The 20,915-nt window shown below is 43.0% G+C and carries 20 protein-coding genes; 19 read left to right on the forward strand and 1 reads right to left on the reverse strand.

Annotated features, from left to right (window positions below):
• Nucleotides 1-93 precede the first annotated feature (93 nt).
• The 14 genes from HMPREF9186_RS07660 to HMPREF9186_RS07725 all read left to right on the forward strand — a co-directional run bounded on the left by HMPREF9186_RS07660 (nucleotide 94) and on the right by HMPREF9186_RS07725 (nucleotide 14,392).
• A complete protein-coding gene (locus HMPREF9186_RS07660) occupies nucleotides 94-1,095 on the forward strand; it encodes a uroporphyrinogen decarboxylase family protein (RefSeq protein WP_009732137.1) in 1,002 nt (333 codons plus the stop codon).
• Nucleotides 1,096-1,113: 18 nt separating this feature from the next.
• A complete protein-coding gene (locus HMPREF9186_RS07665) occupies nucleotides 1,114-1,314 on the forward strand; it encodes a hypothetical protein (protein WP_009732138.1) in 201 nt (66 codons plus the stop codon).
• A 99-nt stretch (nucleotides 1,315-1,413) separates the two neighbouring features.
• On the forward strand, nucleotides 1,414-2,415 hold the full coding sequence (locus HMPREF9186_RS07670; protein WP_009732139.1) for a uroporphyrinogen decarboxylase family protein: 1,002 nt from the start codon (nucleotides 1,414-1,416) through the stop codon (nucleotides 2,413-2,415).
• Nucleotides 2,416-2,442: 27 nt separating this feature from the next.
• Entirely contained in the window at nucleotides 2,443-3,321 is an 879-nt protein-coding gene (locus HMPREF9186_RS07675) for a transporter substrate-binding domain-containing protein (RefSeq protein ID WP_009732140.1), read from the forward strand.
• Between the two features lie 66 nt (nucleotides 3,322-3,387).
• Nucleotides 3,388-4,080 carry an amino acid ABC transporter permease gene (locus tag HMPREF9186_RS07680; protein ID WP_009732141.1) on the forward strand — a complete coding sequence of 231 codons (693 nt, stop codon included), beginning with the start codon at nucleotides 3,388-3,390 and terminating at the stop codon, nucleotides 4,078-4,080.
• A gap of 3 nt (nucleotides 4,081-4,083) precedes the next feature.
• Nucleotides 4,084-4,770: an amino acid ABC transporter permease gene (locus tag HMPREF9186_RS07685; RefSeq protein ID WP_009732142.1), complete on the forward strand. Its 687-nt coding sequence runs from the start codon at nucleotides 4,084-4,086 to the stop codon at nucleotides 4,768-4,770.
• A gap of 19 nt (nucleotides 4,771-4,789) precedes the next feature.
• Complete coding sequence (locus HMPREF9186_RS07690) at nucleotides 4,790-5,554, forward strand: amino acid ABC transporter ATP-binding protein (protein ID WP_009732143.1); 765 nt, start codon at nucleotides 4,790-4,792, stop codon at nucleotides 5,552-5,554.
• 874 nt (nucleotides 5,555-6,428) lie between these two features.
• Nucleotides 6,429-8,549 (forward strand): ATP-dependent Clp protease ATP-binding subunit, encoded by a 2,121-nt coding sequence (locus tag HMPREF9186_RS07695; RefSeq protein WP_009732144.1) that lies wholly within the window; start codon nucleotides 6,429-6,431, stop codon nucleotides 8,547-8,549.
• Nucleotides 8,550-8,784: 235 nt separating this feature from the next.
• Nucleotides 8,785-9,030: a hypothetical protein gene (locus tag HMPREF9186_RS07700; protein WP_009732145.1), complete on the forward strand. Its 246-nt coding sequence runs from the start codon at nucleotides 8,785-8,787 to the stop codon at nucleotides 9,028-9,030.
• 156 nt (nucleotides 9,031-9,186) lie between these two features.
• Nucleotides 9,187-9,513, forward strand: coding sequence for a preprotein translocase subunit YajC (gene yajC / locus HMPREF9186_RS07705; protein ID WP_009732146.1), 327 nt, complete (start codon nucleotides 9,187-9,189; stop codon nucleotides 9,511-9,513).
• Between the two features lie 154 nt (nucleotides 9,514-9,667).
• Nucleotides 9,668-10,417, forward strand: a complete 750-nt coding sequence (locus HMPREF9186_RS07710) for an isoprenyl transferase (protein WP_009732147.1) — start codon at nucleotides 9,668-9,670, stop codon at nucleotides 10,415-10,417.
• Between the two features lie 9 nt (nucleotides 10,418-10,426).
• Nucleotides 10,427-11,230, forward strand: coding sequence for a phosphatidate cytidylyltransferase (locus tag HMPREF9186_RS07715; protein ID WP_009732148.1), 804 nt, complete (start codon nucleotides 10,427-10,429; stop codon nucleotides 11,228-11,230).
• Between the two features lie 36 nt (nucleotides 11,231-11,266).
• Nucleotides 11,267-12,526: an RIP metalloprotease RseP gene (rseP, locus tag HMPREF9186_RS07720; RefSeq protein ID WP_009732149.1), complete on the forward strand. Its 1,260-nt coding sequence runs from the start codon at nucleotides 11,267-11,269 to the stop codon at nucleotides 12,524-12,526.
• A 15-nt stretch (nucleotides 12,527-12,541) separates the two neighbouring features.
• The gene (locus tag HMPREF9186_RS07725; RefSeq protein WP_009732150.1) at nucleotides 12,542-14,392 is read left to right on the forward strand and encodes a proline--tRNA ligase; all 1,851 of its coding nucleotides are present in this window, start codon (nucleotides 12,542-12,544) and stop codon (nucleotides 14,390-14,392) included.
• A 53-nt stretch (nucleotides 14,393-14,445) separates the two neighbouring features.
• On the opposite strand, the gene HMPREF9186_RS07730 is transcribed toward HMPREF9186_RS07725, so the two are convergent.
• Complete coding sequence (locus HMPREF9186_RS07730) at nucleotides 14,446-15,006, reverse strand: hypothetical protein (protein ID WP_009732151.1); 561 nt, start codon at nucleotides 15,004-15,006, stop codon at nucleotides 14,446-14,448.
• 478 nt (nucleotides 15,007-15,484) lie between these two features.
• Between HMPREF9186_RS07730 and HMPREF9186_RS07735 the strand changes: the two genes are divergently transcribed.
• From HMPREF9186_RS07735 to essB, 5 genes are all read left to right on the forward strand, one after another.
• On the forward strand, nucleotides 15,485-15,772 hold the full coding sequence (locus HMPREF9186_RS07735) for a WXG100 family type VII secretion target (RefSeq protein ID WP_003009979.1): 288 nt from the start codon (nucleotides 15,485-15,487) through the stop codon (nucleotides 15,770-15,772).
• Between the two features lie 131 nt (nucleotides 15,773-15,903).
• Complete coding sequence (esaA, locus tag HMPREF9186_RS07740) at nucleotides 15,904-18,927, forward strand: type VII secretion protein EsaA (protein ID WP_037614143.1); 3,024 nt, start codon at nucleotides 15,904-15,906, stop codon at nucleotides 18,925-18,927.
• The gene (gene essA / locus HMPREF9186_RS07745) at nucleotides 18,924-19,379 is read left to right on the forward strand and encodes a type VII secretion protein EssA (RefSeq protein ID WP_009732153.1); all 456 of its coding nucleotides are present in this window, start codon (nucleotides 18,924-18,926) and stop codon (nucleotides 19,377-19,379) included. The genes esaA and essA overlap by 4 nt, the downstream gene beginning before the upstream one ends.
• A complete protein-coding gene (locus HMPREF9186_RS07750) occupies nucleotides 19,380-19,622 on the forward strand; it encodes an EsaB/YukD family protein (protein WP_003013697.1) in 243 nt (80 codons plus the stop codon).
• A gap of 1 nt (nucleotide 19,623) precedes the next feature.
• Nucleotides 19,624-20,913, forward strand: a complete 1,290-nt coding sequence (gene essB / locus HMPREF9186_RS07755) for a type VII secretion protein EssB (RefSeq protein WP_009732154.1) — start codon at nucleotides 19,624-19,626, stop codon at nucleotides 20,911-20,913.
• Nucleotides 20,914-20,915: the final 2 nt, after the last annotated feature.

The raw sequence follows: 20,915 nt of genomic DNA on the forward strand, positions 1-20,915 counted from the left end.
CAGCTAGTTTTCGAGGTGATATCATGGTTACAAATTTCAGAAGGGCAGCAGTCAGTTTTCCTTTTGAAGAAGATATTGAGGAGGTTTCATGGAATGAGTAAAAAAGAATTGGTTCTTCGTGCCATTCGAGGCGAAGCAGTAGAGCGAATCCCTGTAGGATTTTGGCTCCATTATGTGACTCAAGAAGAAAAAGAATTGGGGCTAGACAATCCAGCTGTACTTGAAAAGAGTATCAAAGGACACCAACACTATGTTGAAGAAAGTTCCCCTGATTTTGTCAAGATCATGAGCGATGGCTTCTTCCGCTATCCGAGTGCTCTTTATTCGAAAGAGATCACATCGATCCAAGAATTGAAGAATATTCAACCCATTGGAGAGCATCATCCTTGGATTGAAGAGCAGATTAAAGTAGTCAAGGAAATTCGTTCTCATTTCCATGAAGAGATTGCTTCTTTCTACAATATCTTCTCGCCCATTTCTTATTTGAAACGCTGGTTCCGGACAGATCAATCCCGTGGGGACCAAGTGATTGCGGCCTTTCTCAAGGAAGATCCAGAAACCTTGGCCCATGTCCTTGATGTCATCGCAGGAGACATCGCCATTCTTAGTCGCCGCTTGATTCAAGAAGCAGGAGTGGAAGGGATTTACTTCTCAACCCAGCAGGTCCAAGATGAGCGTGTGACAGAGGAAGAATACCGTAAGATAATTGAACCTAGTAACATCGCTGTCCTAGAAGCTGCCAATGAAGCGGGTGGCATCAATATCCTTCATATTTGTGGTTTTGAAGGAGCCAGCAATGAAGTGGAACTCTTCAAGGATTATCCAGCTCAAGTCATTAACTGGGCAACTCATCATGAAGGGCTCAGTTTAGCAGAGGGACGCAAGCTCTTTGGTGATCGTGCCGTCTTGGGTGGCTTTGTCAATGGTAAGAAAGGATTACTCTACCAAGGGGAACGAGCAGCGATTGAGCAAGAAACCCGTCGCTTGGTGGCAGAAGCGGGAAGTCGCGGTTTGATCCTTGGGGCAGACTGTACCGTACCAGATGATTTCCAATTGGAACGCTTAGACTGGGTGCGTCAAGCAGCCGTCTTGTAAAAAAGTAAGGAGAGGGAGATGAAAAAGATCTATGTATGGTGTATCGTAGTAACCGTTTTGTTTTTGCTTCTCGGGCTAAGTAAAGTCGCTCTAGCAAGCAGTCATGGGATTGCACGGAAAGATCCGGACATCGAAAAATTGGAGAAAATTCCAGCCCATAGTCTCTCCCTCATGCGCCCATCTGATCTAGCTGGACTTCTACTTCTAGACGGACAGTGATAAAAAAAGATGAAGAACTTGATAAAAAATATATATTAGTCAAAGAATGATTGAAGTGTTAAGATAACAAACAAGAAAAGAATAGAACGAGGTAAGAACATGTCAGCAAAAAGAGAATTAGTCTTAAAAGCATTCAAAGGAGAAAAAGTTGACCGTGTGCCAGTTGGATTTTGGCACCATTTTACAACAGAAGAAGAATGGTTGAAAGGATTTTCCAATCCGGAAATTATTGAAAAAAACCTGAAGGGTCATCAAAACTTCCTTCACAAGGTTCAACCAGACTTTGTTAAACTTATGAGCGATGGTTACTTTGCTTATCCAAACCCATCCATTCACAAAGGCCTTGAAAACATCTCTGACTTAGCAGGGATTGAACCGCTCGGAGCCGATCATCCATGGATCACAGAGCAGGTAGAGCTTGTGAAAAAAATCCGTGCCGGTTTTGAAGAGGACATTGTAGCCATCTACAACATCTTTGCTCCGGTGACCTACTTCAAATGGTTGGTCGGAGAAGTGTCAGGTGGAGATGACTTGATCGCAAACTTTATCGATCAAGATGCAGCAACTCTTAAAAAAGTTTTGGATACCATTGGGCAAGATATTGCAAGTTTGAGCCAACGAATTATTAAGGAAGCTGGAGCAGACGGGATCTACCTCAGTGTTCAAAGCATCCAAGATGCGCGTGTCAGTCAGGAAGTTTACAAACAAGTCATCGCACCGAGTGAACTCCATGTCTTAGAGACAGCTAAGGAAGCCGGTGGGGTAAATATCCTTCATATCTGTGGCTACGAAGGAGCTCGCAATGATATCCATCTCTTCACAGACTACCCAGCTCAAGTCATTAACTGGGCAGTCGGACCAGAAGGGATTAGCCTGGCAGAAGGACGTGAAATATTCGGCGGGCGCACGGTTCTGGGTGGTTTTGAAAATGGTAAAAATGGTCTTCTCTACACAGGAGACAAGGCAGCTATCCAAGCAGAAACCAAACGCATCATCGCAGAAACAGGAACCACAGGCTTGGTCATCGGTGCGGATTGTACCATCCCAAGTGACATTGATGAAGAACGAATCGAATGGGTTCGTGAAGCTGCAGCAGAATAAGGAAAAGAGAAAGAGAGAAAAGAGAGTATGAGTAAAAAAACATGGATTATCGGTGGGGTAGCCGTTCTTGCCCTTGCAGGTGCAACGATTATTGGTCGAAGCTTGAACCACGCAAACGACAGCAAAGGATCAACAGGATCTAATAAAGTAACAACCTTGAAAGTAGCCCACACGCAAAACTATGTGCCGTATGATTTCGTTGATGAAAAAGGAGAATCAGATGGCTATGAAGTAGCTGTGCTCAAAGCCATTGACGAAAAATTACCAGACTACAAGTTTGAGTACACTGGAACAAGTGATGACGACCTTTTGATCGGTCTAGAATCTGGTAAGTATGATATCGGAACTAAAGGAGCTTGGTATACCGAAGAACGCGCCAAGAAATTTATCATTCCAAAAGAACCAATCGGAGCAAGTATCATCGGATTTACCGTACGAAAAGAAGATGCGGATAAATACAAGAACATCGATGACTTTGCGAAAGAAAAAGGAAAATTGGTTCCAATTTCACCACAAAATGCGCAATGGAATGTTATTAAAGAATACAATGAAAAGCATAAGGACCAACCAATCGAATTAACAGCTGCCGAATCGTTCAAAGTCGCAGATGCTTATGCTTGGGTACTTGAAGGTCGTTACGATGCCTTCTTTGACATCAAACTTTCCTTTGAAAAAGCTGTCACAGATAAAGATGGTTCTTACCACCAATATGCAGACAAACTCAGCTGGTTTGCCTACAAAGGAATTCCAACTTATCCATTGATCCATAAGGATAAGAAAAACGAAAAATTTGCGGAAGCCTACAGCAAGGCTATCAAAGAATTGGAAAAAGATGGAACGCTTGCCAAACTATCCGAAAAATATTTCGGTGAAGATGTCTTCAGTTATGTAGATAAAGAGAAATAAGATGGAACTGGGTGCGTATTGCCCCAGCTTCCTTATTTCTATCCGGATACAGAAAGGAAAAGAAACATGGTCTCATACGACATTTCCAAGGTCTGGTCATTTCTTCCAACCTTGGTCCAAGCTCTACCAGCGACCCTAGCTTTGATGGTGTTAACGACGCTTCTCGGTTCTGCATTTGGCTTGGTTTTGACTTGGGCACAAGTATCAGAAGATAAGGTAGGAGCAGGTCTGGCAAAAGGCTATGTCTTTACTTTGCGTTGTACCCCTCCGATTGTCTTGCTCTTCTTGGTCTTTTATGGACTGCCACAATTTTTGAACTGGTGGTTGGGCATTGACATTGACCACTGGTCCAAGTTTGTCTTTGTCCTGGTTGCCATGTTTCTTCTCTTTGCCGCGATGATTTCTGAGGTCTTTAAGGCAGCCTATTTGGCCATTCCTAAAGGTCAGATGGAGGCTGGCTTGAGTATCGGCTTGACGCCAGCTCAAACCATTTGGCGGATTGTCCTTCCCCAAGCCTTTCGCGTGGCTCTTCCAAATATGACGACGGCTATCTTGAACCTCATGCGCGACGCCGCTTTGGCTTATACTATTGGCTTTATCGATATCATGGGAGCAGGAAATAACTTGATCAGCCGCAATCTCGGAAATTATTCCCTTGAGACTTATACAGCCGTAGCAGTGATTTACTGGGGCATTGCCCTTGTGATCTCCTTCTCCGCTCAATTCCTTGAAAAACGACTCAGCGTAACAGAAAGGTAGCTTATGGATTTCAATTTTATTAGTAAAACATTTCTAGCCACCTTGGGTGGTGTTCCAGTAACCCTTCTGATCATGGTCGTATCCATCCTCTTGAGTTTTTTTCCAGCCCTCTTTTTGGCGCTCGGTCAGATCTATAAGGTCAAAGGGGTTCGCAGTTTCTCAGTGGTTTACTTGGCATTTATCCGGGCGACGCCTCCGATCCTCTTGATTCTCTTCTTTTATAGTCTCTTTCCTAGTCTCTTAAATAGCTTTTTTAAGAGCATGGGCAGTCACTTTAATGTCTTTGAGATCAATCCCATTTACTATGCCTTTATCATCTTTAGCTTGATGACAACAGGAAGTCTAGCTGAAATTCTCCGGTCAGCTATTCTGACGGTGGATAAGGGTCAACTAGAAGCAGCGCAAGCCATCGGTTTGACCAATCGCCAAGCCTATATCCGCATTGTTTTTCCCCAAGCCCTACGTGCAGCCCTGCCCAATCTATGTAACCTGGTCATCAACTTGGTCAAAGGAACTTCCCTTGTCTTTGTCATGACCATCAAGGATATCACTGCCATTGCCAAGGTCGAAGCCTCTTATGGCTATCAATATTTTGAATCCTATCTCGTGATTTTTATTCTTTATATTGTCATTTGTGGGGTGATTCAGTGGGGATTCAATCGCTTAGAAAAACGCCTGACACTCGCATAGAAGAAGGAGAATTGAAAAGATGTTAGAAGTAGAACACGTATCGAAAAAATTTAAGGACCACCAAGTCCTGGTAGATGTTAATCTCAAGGTCAACCAAGGGGATGTCGTCGTTATTTTGGGTCCATCTGGATCAGGAAAAACAACCTTCCTTCGCTGCCTTAATCACTTGGAAAAGGCGGATACAGGCCGTTTGACTTTGGGTGGAAAAGAGTATGACCTCTCAAAGCTCAGTAAAAAAGAAATTCTAGAAATCCGCCAAAAGACAGCCTTTGTCTTCCAGCATTACAATCTCTTTGCCAATAAAACAGCCCTTGAAAATATCTTGGAAGGCCTGATTGTAGCCCGCAAGATTCCAAAAGAAGAAGCTCTTCAACGGGCAGAGTCCGCCCTTGAAAAAGTCGGTCTCCTCGCTTATAAGGATTACTATCCTTCTCAATTGTCAGGGGGTCAGCAGCAGCGGATCGGAATCGCACGTGCTATCGCAGTAAAACCCGACGTGATCTTGCTGGATGAGCCGACCTCAGCGCTGGACCCAGAGTTGGTCGGGGATGTACTAGCTGTTATGAAGCAACTAGCCCAAGAAGGAGTGACCATGGTTGTGGTAACCCATGAGATGAGCTTTGCGCGTGATGTAGCCAACCACGTCATCTTTATGGATGGTGGACACATCATCGAAGAAAACGAACCCCATGAATTCTTCAACAGTCCAAAGGAAGAGCGAACCAAACAATTCCTTTCACGGATTCTATCCGACGCCACCTATAGCGTCGAATACATGATTTAACAGGAGACACACCCTGGGAAGGGTGTAGCAGATTAAAGACAAAGTCATCTTAGAAACTTTCTTTAGGTGAGTACGGACGTCAGCGAACTTCGAAGAAGTTCCATGACTAAATTAAGATACAAAGGGCGTCTGCGGATAAAGTCAAAATAGGGAGCAGGACAGAAGCACTTTTGTATGGAATTACTTCGTTGTCCTGCCCCCACAAGGCTGATTAGGATTCTTCCGAGCTAAAAGGTGAGAGAAGAATTCAATCAGCTACTGTGTCTTGGATTTAGTACTAATGTATTTTATGCTTTTGACACAATCCGCAGCCCGTGTTCAATTCGTTTTGAGCCCCTTCGCTTTTCAATTTTAGGCTCAGGCTAAAACAGTTCCCCGAACTGTTTTACTCTCAAAACTCCCGAGTGCTAGAAACAACAGTGTTTCTAGCACTTTTCTCACGGCGGAAAGTTTCAGTGTATGTTTGAATGAGCCTAACGAACTCAGTGTTTATCATTTTTTTAGCATCACTGAGGTTGCTGGATATAATACAGTTTGTCTACATTCTAACCTCCAGTTTTTTTAGCTTGGAATTTTTTAAAAAATTATGTAAAAAACTGTTGACAAAAAAATCATCTTGCTTTATAATAATTTATGTAAACAAAAAGAGGTTGGAAAATCTCAAGAGTTTACAGGATCAATAGTGGAAAGGAGATGGTGAGATGCTATTTCCAAAATATAGAAAACTAATTGATAAAAGAAGGAATATAAGATCTTAGCCCTCGAGGCTATTCATTTAAAAGAAAAATAAAATTATGTAAACAAACGTTAAGTAGCCAATTCGGCTACTCATTTTCAAGAATGAATTAAAATTATGTAAAACGAGGTAATAACTATGAACAACAACTTTAACAATATGGATGATCTTTTCAATCAACTAATGGGAAATATGGGTGGTTTTCGTTCTGAAAGCCGTCGCTACATGATCAATGGTCGTGAAGTAACACCTGAAGAATTCGCTATTTACCGTCAAACGGGTCAACTTCCAACCGAAGGAAGTGAGCCAGTGCAACACCAACAAGGCAAAGGCATGAAACAAGATGGAATTCTTGCGAAGCTGGGTCGTAACTTGACTGAAGAAGCTCGTGAAGGAAAATTGGATCCGGTCATCGGACGCAATAAAGAAATTCAAGAAACAGCTGAAATCTTGTCTCGTCGTACCAAGAACAATCCGGTCCTTGTAGGGGATGCAGGTGTTGGTAAGACAGCTGTTGTAGAAGGCTTGGCCCAAGCTATCGTGAATGGTGATGTTCCAGCAGCCATCAAGAACAAAGAAATCATCTCCATCGATATTTCTGGTCTAGAAGCTGGTACGCAATACCGTGGTAGCTTTGAAGAAAATATCCAAAATATGATCCAAGAAGTCAAAGCGATGGGCAATGTCATCCTTTTCTTTGACGAAATTCACCAAATCCTTGGTGCGGGTAGCACAGGGGATGGTCAAGGATCTAAAGGTCTTGCGGATATCTTGAAACCAGCTCTTTCTCGTGGTGAATTGACAGTCATTGGTGCAACTACTCAAGATGAATACCGTAACACCATCTTGAAGAATGCGGCCCTTGCTCGTCGTTTCAACGAAGTCAAGGTTAATGCTCCATCAGCTGAAGATACTTTCAAGATTCTCCAAGGGATCCGTGATCTTTACGAAAAACACCACAATGTTGTCTTGCCAGATGAAGTCTTGAAAGCAGCCGTTGATTATTCTGTTCAATACATTCCACAACGTAGCTTGCCTGATAAGGCGATTGACTTGGTCGATGTGACAGCTGCTCACTTGGCAGCTCAACACCCTGTAACAGATGTCCATGCGGTTGAGCACGAAATTCAAGCGGAAAAAACTAAACAAGAAGAAGCTGCGGCTAAAGAAGATTACGAAGCAGCTCTAAATGCAAAAGTCCGTATCGAAGAGCTTGAAAAGAAAATTGCTAACCATACAGAGGATCACAAGGTAACTGCAACTGTCAATGACGTAGCTGAGTCTGTCGAACGGATGACTGGTATTCCAGTATCTCAAATGGGTGCAACCGATATCGAACGATTGAAAGATATGGGTCACCGTTTGCAAACGAAAGTTATTGGCCAAGACAAGGCTGTTGAAGCTGTTTCAAAAGCGATCCGTCGGAACCGTGCAGGCTTTGACGAAGGAAACCGCCCAATCGGTAGCTTCCTCTTTGTAGGTCCTACTGGTGTTGGTAAGACTGAGTTGGCAAAACAATTAGCCCTTGATATGTTCGGAACGAAAGATGCTATCATCCGTTTGGACATGTCAGAATACAGCGACCGCACAGCCGTATCTAAATTGATCGGTACCACTGCCGGTTATGTTGGTTACGATGACAACAACAATACCTTGACAGAACGCGTCCGTCGTAATCCATACTCTATCGTCCTTCTTGACGAGATTGAAAAGGCGGATCCTCAAGTGATCACCCTTCTTCTTCAAGTCTTGGATGATGGTCGTTTGACAGACGGTCAAGGAAACACTGTTAATTTCAAGAATACCGTAATTATTGCTACTTCAAATGCTGGCTTTGGTTACGAAGCGAACTTGACAGAAGATGCGGACAAACCAGAACTCTTGGATCGTTTAAAACCATTCTTCCGTCCGGAATTCTTGAACCGTTTCAACGCCGTGATCGAGTTCTCACACTTGAGCAAGGAAGACCTTTCTAAGATTGTTGACTTGATGTTAGAAGAAGTGAACAAAACTCTTGCTAAGAAAGATATCGACTTGACAGTGAGCGATGCTGCCAAAGAATACATGACTGAAGAAGGATATGATGAAGTTATGGGTGTTCGTCCACTCCGTCGTGTGGTTGAACAACAAATCCGAGATAAAGTGACAGATTTCCACTTGGATAATCTTGATGCTAAACACTTGCTAGCAGATATGGAAGATGGAGAATTGGTCATCAGAGAAAAAGACACAAAGAAAGAAGAAAACATTGATAAATAAGGTAGATAAGAAGTGATCACTTTGTGAAAAATGGAGGCTGCTATAATATAGCAGTCTTTATTTTTTCTTCCCACCCAGGGGAAATTATTCGCCGGATAAGGCCAAAATCCCCCTATTTGGGCTAAAAAAACATCAATAATTAGTGAAATTAATCCAATTTGAGCAAAATTATTAATAAATAAAGAAAATAAGTATATAATTTATACAAGAAAAAAATATGAGGAATGGAAGTACGATGAACAATACAATTGATATCTACTCGACTCCCGAATACAGAAAGGTTGAAGCCGTTGTTCAGCTGATGGTCGATGGTCGCTTGACAAGCTACCGTGTTGCAACTGAAACCAACATTAGCAAAATGAGCTTGGCAACTTTGACCAAGGGAACGAGTAAAATAAAAAATATTACCTATCAAACGGCCTTGGCCTTGATTGATTGGTATGATGAGAATCATGAAAAGTATGGCATTACGATTGACTAGTTAGTAGCCCACTTTTCGTGGTTTTTTTCTTTTTTCTGGGAAGGCGCTAGCCCCTTAGGAAGGAAGTCCGATTTTGCTTGAAAAGGATGGAGAAACTTGAAAAGACGGGCGAAATTTGATATAGTATAGCATATATGAAATTTAAAGGAGAAACATATGCAAGGCGGAAGTTTTCTAATTATGCTTGTTCTTATGGTCGGTTTGATGTTCTTCATGAGCCGTAGCCAAAAGAAACAGTACCAAAAACGGATGGAAAGTTTGAATAAACTTCAAAAAGGAAATGAAGTCATTACCATTGGTGGCTTGTACGGAACCATCGATGAAGTCGATAAAGAACGCAAGACGGTTGTCTTGGATGTTGATGGTGTCTACCTGACCTTTGAATTGGGAGCGATCAAAACAGTTCTTCCTGTATCAGAAGGGATCACAGCAGCTGCAACAGAAGGTGTTAGCTCAGAAGTCGATTCAGCCATCGAAGAATAATCATCAGGAAAGAGGCGAAGGCCTCTTTTTTAGTGGGAAAAAGGGACAGTAGGGTCAAGGAAAGCTCTGCTAGTTCAAAAAAGAGGCCAGCGTCCCTATTTTATGGGGATTTATGGTATAATGAAGCGATAAATATTGAAATAGGTAGAAAAACATGTTTCGTTTTAAGAAAAAAGAAAACATCGAGACTCCTTTAGAAATCCCAAAACATATTGGCATCATTATGGATGGCAATGGTCGCTGGGCTAAGAAGCGGATGCAACCGCGTGTCTTTGGCCATAAGGCAGGGATGGAAGCTCTCCAAGAAGTGACGATTGCGGCAAAAAATATGGGTGTTCAGGTCTTGACGGTCTATGCCTTTTCGACAGAAAACTGGACACGCCCTGAAGATGAAGTCAAGTTTATCATGCACTTGCCCGTTGAGTTTTATGACCGCTTCGTCCCCGAGTTGCATCGCAATAATGTCAAGATTCAAATGATCGGTGACACCAAGAAATTACCCAAAGAAACGCTAGAGGCTTTGGAACGAGCAGAAGAGATGACCCAGCTCAATACGGGCCTGATCCTGAATTTCGCACTCAACTACGGGGGACGTGCAGAAATTACCCAGGCTGTGAAGCAGATTGCGCAAGAAGTCTTGGATGCTGACTTGAGCCCTGAAGATATCACTGAAGAGATGATTGCAGGTCATCTCTATACCGAAAGTTTGCCACGCGATCTAAGGGATCCGGATTTGATTATCCGTACCAGCGGAGAAATCCGTTTGAGTAATTTCCTTCCTTGGCAGGCCGCCTACAGTGAGTTGTATTTCACAGATGTCATGTGGCCAAATTTTGGAGAAGAGGCACTAAGAAGTGCTGTAGTAGAATATAGCCATCGCCACCGGAGATTTGGCGGTGTTTAGGAGAAGATGATGACGAAAGATTTACAAAAACGTGTAATTTTTGGAGGAATTGCCCTGCTCTTTTTCATTCCAACAGTAATGGTTGGAGGGATGTTCTTCCAGATTGTGATTGGTTTGATCGCCATGTTAGGGGTACATGAACTGCTCAAGATGAAGGGGCTTGAAACAGCGACCTTTGAAGGAGCGCTAGCCATGTTGGCGGCCTTTGTCTTAACCTTGCCGATTGAGGACTATCTGCCTTACCTTCCAGCAGATGGCAACATGATTGCCTATGGTTTGGTTGTCTTGATCCTCATGGGAACAACGGTTCTTGCTCAGAATTACAATTATGAAGATGTGGTTTACCCCATTGCTTCTAGCTTCTATGTGGGACTCGGTTTCCACTCCCTAGTAGATGCACGAATCGCTGGTATCGACAAGGTTTTATTAGCTCTCTTTATTGTCTGGGCTACGGATTCCGGTGCTTATCTGGTAGGAAGTCAGTTTGGAAAACGCAAGCTCATGCCTACGGTCTCTCCCAATAAAACGATTGAAGGAAGTCTTGGGGGAATTTTGTCTGCAGTTGCGGTGACTGTGATCTATATGATCGTGGATCGCTCTGTGGCCGGTGGACATGGGTTGATCACCATGATCTTTTTTACCATCCTATTTAGTATTGCAGGTCAGTTTGGAGATTTGGTAGAGAGTGCGATCAAACGCCACTTTGGTGTCAAGGATTCAGGGAAATTTATCCCAGGACATGGTGGTGTCTTAGACCGCTTTGATAGTTTGATTTTTGTTTTCCCCTTGATGCATTTCTTGGGCTTGTTCTAAGACAGAAGAGATAGAAAGGAAACTACGTATAAAACGATGCAGTTAGTTGCTTTTATTGTTATTTTTGGAGTGATCGTACTCGTCCACGAGTTTGGTCATTTCTATTTTGCGAAAAAATCGGGCATCTTGGTGAGAGAATTCTCGATCGGGATGGGGCCGAAAATCTTTGCCCATATAGGTCAGGATGGGACAGCTTATACCATTCGGATCCTACCTTTAGGTGGCTATGTCCGTATGGCTGGTTGGGGTGAGGATACCACGGAGATTAAGACCGGGACTCCTGTCAGTTTGACGGTAAATGAGGCTGGTAAGGTCATCCGGATCAATCTTTCTGGAAAGAATCTGGATCAGACAGCCCTTCCCATGAATGTCACCCAGTTTGACTTTGAAGACAAACTGGAAATTACCGGCTTGGTCCTTGATGAGACAAAGACCTATAGTGTTGATCATGATGCGACCATCGTTGAAGAAGACGGGACCGAAGTGCGGATTGCCCCCAAAGATGTTCAATACCAGAATGCCAGCATTTGGGGACGCTTGATCACCAATTTTGCAGGTCCGATGAACAACTTTATCCTCAGTATTGTGGTTTATTCCCTCTTAGCCTTTATGCGCGGTGGTGCGATTGACTACTACAGTAACAATGTTCAGGTGGCACCCGATGGGGCCCTTGCCAAGGTCGGTGTCAAAAGCAATGTTCAGATCCTTGAGGTCAATAACGACACCGTTAGCAACTGGGATGAGTTGACAGACGCTGTAGAAAAAGCAACAAAGGACAGCAAGACTGCTCCGGAGTTGACCCTGAAAGTCAAGACAGATGGTCAAGAAAAAGAAGTCAAAGTGAAGCCAACCAAATCAGGCGATCGTTACTATCTGGGTGTGACAAATGGGATCAAGACTGGATTTATGGACAAGCTCTTGTCTGGTTTTACAGATACCTGGAATACAGCGACCCGGATCCTGGGAGCCCTGAAAGATATCATTTTCCACTTTAGTCTCAATAAACTGGGTGGTCCGGTTGCCATCTACAATGCCAGCTCACAAGCCGCTCAATTAGGGATTCCAGCTGTGCTATCTCTTATGGCCATGCTTTCCATTAATATTGGGATTTTCAATTTGATCCCAATTCCGGCCCTGGATGGTGGAAAAATCTTGATCAATTTGATCGAAGTGGTCCGGAGAAAACCGCTAAAACAAGAAGTAGAAACTTATATGACACTTGCAGGTGTAGCCCTAATGGTGATTTTAATGATTGCTGTCACCTGGAATGATATTATGAAATTATTTTTGAAATAGAAAAGGATGTTGTCCATGAAACAAAGTAAAATGTTGATTCCAACCCTTCGTGAAATGCCAAGCGATGCGCAGGTCATCAGCCACGCTTTGATGTTGCGTGCGGGTTATGTTCGCCAAGTATCAGCTGGTGTCTATTCTTATCTGCCACTAGCTAATCGTGTGATTGAAAAAGCAAAAGGCATCATGCGCCAAGAATTCGAAAAAATCGGAGCAGTAGAAATGCTAGCTCCAGCCCTTTTGAGTGCGGATCTCTGGCGTGAATCTGGCCGTTATGAAACCTACGGGGAAGACTTGTACAAATTGAAAAACCGTGAAGGTTCTGACTTTATCTTGGGTCCAACTCACGAAGAAACCTTTACAGCTATTGTGCGTGATTCTGTCAAGTCTTACAAGCAATTGCCACTGAACTTGTACCAAATCCAACCGAAGTACCGCGATGAAAAACGCCCACGGAACGGTCTTCTACGGACCCGTGAGTTCATCATGAAAGACGGTTACAGTTTCCATGCTAACTATGATAGCTTGGATGAAACGTATGATGAGTACAAGGCAGCTTATGAGCGGATCTTCACCCGCAGTGGCATCGACTACAAGGCTATCATTGGCGATGGTGGCGCTATGGGCGGAAAAGATAGCCAAGAGTTTATGGCTGTTACACCTGCTCGTACAGACTTGGATCGTTGGGTTGTTTTAGACAAATCGGTGGCTTCATTTGATGAGATCCCAGCAGAAGTCCAAGAAGAAATCAAGGCAGAATTGCTCAAATGGATGGTCTCTGGTGAAGATACCATTGCCTATTCAAGTGAATCAACCTATGCTGCCAACTTGGAAATGGCTACTAATGAATACAAGCCAAGTAACCGTGTGGTCGCTGAAGAAGAAGTGAAACGCGTGGAAACACCAGGTGTCAAATCGATTGATGAAGTGGCAGCCTTCTTGAATGTCCCGGAAGAAGCAACCATCAAGACGTTGGTGTATATTGCGGATGATGAGCCAGTTGTGGCCCTTCTCGTTGGCAATGATCAACTCAATGAAGTGAAATTGAAAAACCACCTCGGAGCAGACTTCTTCGAACCTGCAACTGAAGTGGAAGTGAAAGAATTGTTGGGAGCGGACTTTGGTTCTCTTGGTCCAGTTGATCTTCCTGAAAATGTCAAAATCATTGCAGACCGTAAGGTCCAAGATAGTCGCAATGCAGTTGTCGGAGCAAATGAAACAGACTACCACTTGACCGGTGTGAATCCAGGACGTGACTTCACTGCGGAATTTGTTGATATCCGTGAAGTTCGGGAAGGCGAAATCTCACCGGATGGAAAAGGTGTCTTGAACTTTGCACGCGGAATCGAAATCGGTCATATTTTCAAACTGGGTACACGTTATTCAGCTAGCATGGGAGCAGATGTCTTGGACGAAAACGGACGTGCTGTGCCGATTATCATGGGTTGCTACGGGATCGGTGTTAGCCGCCTTCTCTCAGCTGTCATGGAGCAGCATGCTCGCCTCTTTATCAATAAGACGCCAAAAGGGGAATACCGCTATGCTTGGGGCGTTAACTTCCCTAAAGAATTGGCTCCATTTGATGTGCATTTGATTCCAGTCAATGTTAAGGATGAAGCCAGTCTTGCTTTGACGGATCAGATCGAAAAAGCCTTGGTTCATAAAGGTTACGAAGTTCTGGTCGATGATCGAAACGAACGCGCTGGTGTGAAATTCAGCGATAGCGATTTGATTGGTCTTCCAATCCGTGTCACAGTTGGTAAAAAAGCAGCTGAAGGCATCGTTGAAGTCAAAATCAAAGCGACAGGAGATACCATCGAAGTGCATGCAGATAATCTCCTTGAAACCCTTTCAATCTTGAACAAATAAGAAAAAAAGCTTTCTGAGCCTTAACCAGGTGTTAAGGAACTCAGAGAGCTCTTTTATTTTTCTTCTTTGAGGCCTTGATTTTCTAGATAGGTGAAGAAATCTTGAGGCTTACCATTGAGGTATTTCTTAAATTCGGCAGTTTCTTCCTCTCCTTGATCTCCGTAGATGGTGGCAAACTCATCTTTCTTGATTTTTGAGAAGTCAGCCTGAAGGACCTTGGCATAGGCTTGTTTATCGTTTGAAATTTGAATCCGAAAGCTAAGTCCAGGTTTGTCATTTAAGGCTTTATAGATATCGCTGTGCTCTAATTCTTCTTGGTAGAGTTCCTTCAATTCAGCAAGATCCATTTTTTGTGAATCTGGCGAAATGGGTTCAAAACTCAGGAAGGTAAAAGATACAATCTCATCTTTTTTGTAGCCGATTTGAATTTTATTTTGATAGTGATCACTCAAGTCTGTAGCGAAGGTTTTGGTTCGAACCTTTTCTTCTTTTTCTTTTTTCACATGGGAAGTGCTTTGGCTGGATGTTGTTGCTGTTTTTCCTTTTTCTGCTTGGCCTTGGCTACAAGCGGTAAGGGCTAGTAGGCAGAGAGAGGTGAATACTATTTTTTTCATAGAGACTCCTTTTAGGGGTTAGTAGTGTTCGATCTTGCCTCAAACAAGTTCTAGATAGTTTTTATTATATCATAAAAGTCAGAAATATGAAAAAATATACAAAAATTATTAAAAAACATCTCTGAAAAGGCATAAAATAAACAATTTAAAACCATGTGTTCAGTTAATATGTAAGGATAAACTCCTTCCATTTCGTTCTAGAATTAATACTAAATAAAGACTACTGGGGCAAGAGTTTTCAGAAAAATGTTACATTTTTATAACAAATTATTTCAAAAATGTAACAAAGTTACAATGTATTATCAGTTGGGCATCAAAACTTGACATTCTCGCAATATTTCATTAAGATATCATTAAGTAAATAATACAAATAGGGAGTGAAAAGGTAAATATACAGTTTTTTGGATTTTTACTAATTCGTACTAAATGTATTGTTTATGAAAAAAATATAAGGGTATCAGCCCAAAAGGAGAAACATATGGCTCAAATTAAATTAACTCCAGAAGAACTACGTCAATCAGCACAACGCTATTCACAAGGTTCTCAAGAAATCGATCAAATCCTTAACACTTTGACTCACGAACAACAAGTCATCGATGCAAACTGGGATGGATCTGCATTTGATAGCTTTGAAGCACAATTCAACGAATTGTCTCCAAAAATCAAACAGTTCGCTCAATTGTTGGAAGACATCAATGCTCAATTGATCAAAGTTGCTGATATCGTTGAACAAACTGACCAAGATATCGCTGCACAAATCCACTAAGATGGTCTTGAAGGTGATCTTACTTCTTGTAGGTAGATCACCCTTTTGTCTTTTGATATATAGAAAATAGGGGTTAGGTAGATAATTCCTAACCCCTATTTTGTATCTATGAATTAGAAAAAGGAAAAGGTATAGAAGTGAAAAAGAAAAAATGGTTAAAATACATCGGTCAGAGTGCAGTTGTGCTCCTTTTGATGGGATCTGTAGTGGGGCTTTATACAAGTGTTCAAAAGGACCAAAAACAAAATGAAACCAAGACCGTGCAAACGACGGAAAACACCAAGCTGAATATTGCTGTTGTCAATGAAGATAAGGCAGTTAAGCTGAATGACAAAGAATACAACCTCGGTGCCAGCTATGTAAAGAACATCGAACGAGATAATTCGCAAAACTGGTCTGTCCTCCCGCGTGGAGCAGCTGAATCAGGACTTGCCGATGGCAAGTACCAGTTGATGATCGTGATTCCCAGTGACTTCTCAGAGAAAGTTCTAGAAGTGAATGCTGTGAATGCAGAGAAGACAACCGTTACCTATAAGGTCAACGCCGCCGGGAATTCTCAGGTGGAAAATGAGGCCAATAAGGTAGCGAAAGATATTGTTTCAGACTTGAATAGTCAACTGGTTGATATGTATATGGTCAGCATTTTGAGCAACCTCTATACAGCGCAGAAAAATGTGGAGACCAGTAACAAAATCCAATCGACCAACATCGGCTCTTATCGGACTAATTTGTTGAACTCGGCCTTGGAGTCGAAGAATATCTTCCCAAGTCTCTATGGCTTGTCAACGTCATCTGTTGAGTCCAACAATGCCCTGAAGACGCTTCTTGAGTCTTATACACAGGCCTTTGACCAATTGTCCCAATCTCAGGATCAGTATGGTCAAAACTTTGACTTGCTGATCAAGCAACGCTCAGCAGATAAGATCAGTCATGAAGAATTTATGAGCCAATTGATGGCCATGAACCAATCTGTAGTCAGCGAAAAAACTCAGGATTTGTACAAGAGATTGCAACAAAACCAAGAAGCGATCACCAAGCAATTGAGCCAGCCGGCTGAAGGAGAAGCTGATCCTTCAGCTACCAAGACTTATGCAGGCTTGACCAAGGATGTAAATGATCGTATTGCGGAGCTTGAAAAAGGGATCCAGGCAGAACGTGACAAATTAGATGAGCATGAAAAGAACATCGAAGCTTCTGTAAAATCCAAGGTCTTGGACTATTATGGTCTCAACGAAGGAGACAAGGTGACCCTTCGTACGCTACTTGGAAAGACAAGTATCAAGACGCTAAGTGACGCACGTAATAAAGCGGATGATAACATTCGTAACGCAATTAAAAAACTTCCGTCTTTAGATCCAGCTAGTCTTAATCTTAATAAATATGGCAACCTCAATACAGCAATTCATTTTGATAGTACGTTTGCTGGGACGATGGCGGAAGCAAATGGAAATGCTGATGAATTAAAGACTTTGGCTGCAGAAGTAGATGCCAAATTAACTGCAGTTGCCGATGTCCTCAATGCTAGATCTGGGAAACAGAAGGTTAGCATCCTAGTACCTTCAGGAGTCAAGGTTGATACTTGGACCTATGATGGACATACTTATGCAGGTGGCGGCGAGCAGGAAGTAGAACTTCAAGATGGCAAACAAATTCAAATTCACCTGGCAGAAGATGGGGGTACCATGCCAAGCACGATTGATGTTGAAGTTCTTGTGAATGGGGTTTCTTCAACCAGTGTGACGGTATCAGCTGAAGACTTGAAAACAGCTGTCGCTAACTATGCAACCAAAGCCAGTGAAATCGCCTTGGATTATCAACGCGCAGGGGCTTTGATCGATGCTTACTATCCAGAAGATGACAACAAGGTTCGTCATTCGCTCTATGATCCAATCGAGAATATGGATTTGACGGAGGCTTTGGCCGATATCGTGAAATCCACAGTTGCAAGCAATATTAAGGACTATCGGACGAGTATTGAAACAGATGAAAAAGGCGATGCTACGAATAGTGTGAAAGCCAAGCTAGATGACACGCTCAAACAGTTGCAAATCTTGGGGCCGAAATTGCAGGCCAACCTTACAGCCATCGAAAATACCAACAAAGATCTAACCCAAAATATCAATGATCAATTGACGCAGTATGCAGAGCTTCAAAAACAGTTAGAGGATATCTCAAAAACCCAAGAAACTGTTACCGAAGCTCAAATCAAGACGGATGCAGACTTGTCAGCACTTGGTTCTGAATACACGTCGTTATTGAGTTCAACTGAAAGTGTTAAAAGTTCATCTCGTAGCAATGTGGACGCTGCCAACTCTACCAATGAAATCTTTAACCAATTAAACAAAGAATTGGAAAGAGCCCAAGGCAATACAGAGAAATTGTCTAGCGATGCTGAGAGCTTGATGGGTGACTTTGATAAGGAGTTGTCTGAAAACGGGAACTTCGTTGAAGCCTTCCGTAAAGTCTTCAACAATGCCTATGAAAATGGTGTGCCAAATGAAGTCTTGCTCGACTTCTTGTCAAATCCAGTTGCAGAGAAATCTTCTTCTGTGAAAGCGACCATCAACGTTTACCGTCCATTTATCTGGATCTTTATGTTGGAAGTCTTGAGCCTCTTTACCGCTTATCTCTTTGCGACGCAACCAATCATCCGCAAGGTCAAAAACCGCTTTAAACTGAACCGTTTACAAGAATCAGATATCTTATCTGTGGGTGTCCTTGTCGGACTTTCCCTCATTCTTGGTTTGGTCATCGGAATGATTTCAAGTATCCAACTCTCTGTTGGTCGTGAATATGTTCCTTCATGGGTATTCCTAGCGGTGCTAGCAAGCTTTGTCTTGGTACAATTGCAATACCTCCTCTTGAAACACTTCCGTGTCCTTGGAATGGGACTAGCCTTCTTCATGTTGATCAGCTATGTCTACCTTTCAAGCGCGATCGGGACAACAGCCACCTTATCAGGTCTTCCAGCACATGTGAAAAATGTTAACCTCCTTTCTATTTTAGAAGGACAGTTTGCGGGATACTTTGATGGACAAACAGCCGGTATCGGCCATATCTTCGGATTGTTGGTCTTCTTCGGACTGTTGGCGCTTGCCAATACCTTCATTCCAAAGAAGTTTACACAAACAAAGGAAATTGAATCAAGCTTATGAAAAAAATGATGTATCTTCTCTTTGTCTTTAGTCTCTTACCAGTTGTTGTTGTGTCTGCAGATGATTTTATCGATAATCGTCTGCAGGTCAACAACTCACGCCTGGAGACAGAAGAGGAAAAGACACTCGGTGGGCAATTGGATGCTACTGAGTCTCTTTTCAATGAGAAGGATCAGAAAAAAATAGCAGATGAAAAACGCAAGCAAGAGAAACAATTGACCGATTCAGACGGCCAGTTGTTTTCTGCTATAAAGGGAAAGAAAAAAACAGGGCCGGAAGCAGACCTGTTCCAGCAAGAAAATCAAAAATTATCCAAATTTGAGTCCAATGTAGAGGACAATTCGGCTAGTTTGTCGGATTTTATTCCAGCTTTGCAAATGCTGGCTTGGAGTGCTCTTCTCTTTGGAATTGCTGGCTATATTTCCTATCGAATCTATAGAAAAGAGGCCTAAATGGACCAACATATCAATGTCACCTTCCGCATGAATGGGGCAAGCCATGACCTCCGGATTCCGACGCGGATGGAGGTGCGACGCTTGATTCGAGAATTGGATCAGATCTTTGGGTCTGCCATGGAGCCTAGAAGCAAGTATCAGTTGCGCGTGGTAAATAAAGGCATCTTGCTGGATGAAGGCAAGGTGGTACAAGAGTATCCGATCACGAGTGGTGATTTGATCGAGATTGAGGAGTGGTAAGGTGAAAGAAGAACAATTTACACTGGAAGAACAAGTCTTCCGTTTTGAAAAAGAAGAAACCAGCTGGCGACTGGACCTCAAGCGTTCAGAAGTGGATAGCCAGGATTTACGCAATTTATGGATTTTGGATCTCCATCATCCCCTGTTTTTAGAGCAAAGCATGACGGCCGATCAAGACCAGATTCATCTGACCTATCAGACAGATGCGCTGGGCTTGAGTGCAGAAGAAATCAAGGAATTACCCGTATCAGACCGTCTGCGTTTGGCTATGAATGTCTTAGATTTGGCGCCTGCCTTGGAGCTTCCAGTGACCTTCATGGTGCATCCTGTTAATTTGTTTGTCACTAAGGATGCGCAAGTCAAGATTGCCTACCGCGGGGTTCCAGGAATGATGGTGCCACGCAAGTGGGATCAGGTCGAATTCTTGCGCCAGGCTAAGTGCTACGCGGTCACTCTTTTTGGTGACTGGGACTTTATGGAGCTCTATCAAGGCACACTTGAATTAGAAGACCTGCCAGATTTCTTGGTGGAAATCCGTGATGCGGCTAGCCTAGAAGAAATGAAGATGCTCTTAGAAAAAGCCTATCAAGAGCGTAAGGAAGAGGAAGAAAAGACCTTGACCTTGGTTTCAAGCCGTCAACATCGCATCTTTAAGTTGGCAACCGTTTGGCTTTCAGCTGTGGTCGCTCTCTTACTCTTGCCGTTGATCTATTTGGTCTTTTTCCAAGCACCCTTTAAAGAAAGGTTGCTCCAAGCGGATACTGCCTTTCTCAAGGTGGACTACACTGGCGTCATCGATGAGTTGGACGGGGTCGCACCAAGCAGTCTTCCGATGACGCAGAAATATGAGTTGGCGACGTCTTATTTGCAGGGCTTGAATTTCTCAGAGGACCAAAAGAAGGTCATCCTCAACAACGTCACGCTTAAGTCAGACAGCCTCTATCTCCACTACTGGATCTATATCGGCCGTCATGACTTTACCCAAGCCTTAGATACAGCCAAGCGAATCGACGATTCAGACTTGATCATCTATGCTCTTCGCAAAGAAATCAAGGCGACACGTGATAGCGAAAAACTCTCTGGTGAACAGCGAGAGAAGAAACTCTCTGAGTTAGAAGGCGAATATAAGAAATACTGGGATGCTCGCTCAGAACTCTTGGAAGCAGAAACGGATGAAACCAAAGCATCTACTAGCCACTCAGGAACTCCTGCGTCTACAGAAAGCTCCTCTACAGAGACCTCGTCTTCTACAACCGCAAGCTCAAGTGAGTCTGGCGAACACAAGGAGTAGTC

This window comes from Streptococcus sp. F0442, assembly GCF_000314795.2.
GTDB lineage: Bacteria > Bacillota > Bacilli > Lactobacillales > Streptococcaceae > Streptococcus.

Bases quoted from the DNA above. Each gene is read 5' to 3' on its own strand.
- HMPREF9186_RS07700 (WP_009732145.1), top strand. From the start codon at position 8,785: ATGAACAATACAATTGATATCTACTCGACTCCCGAATACAGAAAGGTT.
- HMPREF9186_RS07695 (WP_009732144.1), top strand. From the start codon at position 6,429: ATGAACAACAACTTTAACAATATGGATGATCTTTTCAATCAACTAATG.
- HMPREF9186_RS07710 (WP_009732147.1), top strand. From the start codon at position 9,668: ATGTTTCGTTTTAAGAAAAAAGAAAACATCGAGACTCCTTTAGAAATC.
- HMPREF9186_RS07725 (WP_009732150.1), top strand. From the start codon at position 12,542: ATGAAACAAAGTAAAATGTTGATTCCAACCCTTCGTGAAATGCCAAGC.
- HMPREF9186_RS07750 (WP_003013697.1), top strand. From the start codon at position 19,380: ATGGACCAACATATCAATGTCACCTTCCGCATGAATGGGGCAAGCCAT.
- HMPREF9186_RS07715 (WP_009732148.1), top strand. From the start codon at position 10,427: ATGACGAAAGATTTACAAAAACGTGTAATTTTTGGAGGAATTGCCCTG.
- HMPREF9186_RS07685 (WP_009732142.1), top strand. From the start codon at position 4,084: ATGGATTTCAATTTTATTAGTAAAACATTTCTAGCCACCTTGGGTGGT.
- HMPREF9186_RS07690 (WP_009732143.1), top strand. From the start codon at position 4,790: ATGTTAGAAGTAGAACACGTATCGAAAAAATTTAAGGACCACCAAGTC.
- HMPREF9186_RS07670 (WP_009732139.1), top strand. From the start codon at position 1,414: ATGTCAGCAAAAAGAGAATTAGTCTTAAAAGCATTCAAAGGAGAAAAA.
- HMPREF9186_RS07735 (WP_003009979.1), top strand. From the start codon at position 15,485: ATGGCTCAAATTAAATTAACTCCAGAAGAACTACGTCAATCAGCACAA.
- yajC (WP_009732146.1), top strand. From the start codon at position 9,187: ATGCAAGGCGGAAGTTTTCTAATTATGCTTGTTCTTATGGTCGGTTTG.
- HMPREF9186_RS07680 (WP_009732141.1), top strand. From the start codon at position 3,388: ATGGTCTCATACGACATTTCCAAGGTCTGGTCATTTCTTCCAACCTTG.
- HMPREF9186_RS07660 (WP_009732137.1), top strand. From the start codon at position 94: ATGAGTAAAAAAGAATTGGTTCTTCGTGCCATTCGAGGCGAAGCAGTA.
- HMPREF9186_RS07665 (WP_009732138.1), top strand. From the start codon at position 1,114: ATGAAAAAGATCTATGTATGGTGTATCGTAGTAACCGTTTTGTTTTTG.
- essA (WP_009732153.1), top strand. From the start codon at position 18,924: ATGAAAAAAATGATGTATCTTCTCTTTGTCTTTAGTCTCTTACCAGTT.
- HMPREF9186_RS07675 (WP_009732140.1), top strand. From the start codon at position 2,443: ATGAGTAAAAAAACATGGATTATCGGTGGGGTAGCCGTTCTTGCCCTT.
- HMPREF9186_RS07730 (WP_009732151.1), bottom strand. From the start codon at position 15,006: ATGAAAAAAATAGTATTCACCTCTCTCTGCCTACTAGCCCTTACCGCT.
- rseP (WP_009732149.1), top strand. From the start codon at position 11,267: ATGCAGTTAGTTGCTTTTATTGTTATTTTTGGAGTGATCGTACTCGTC.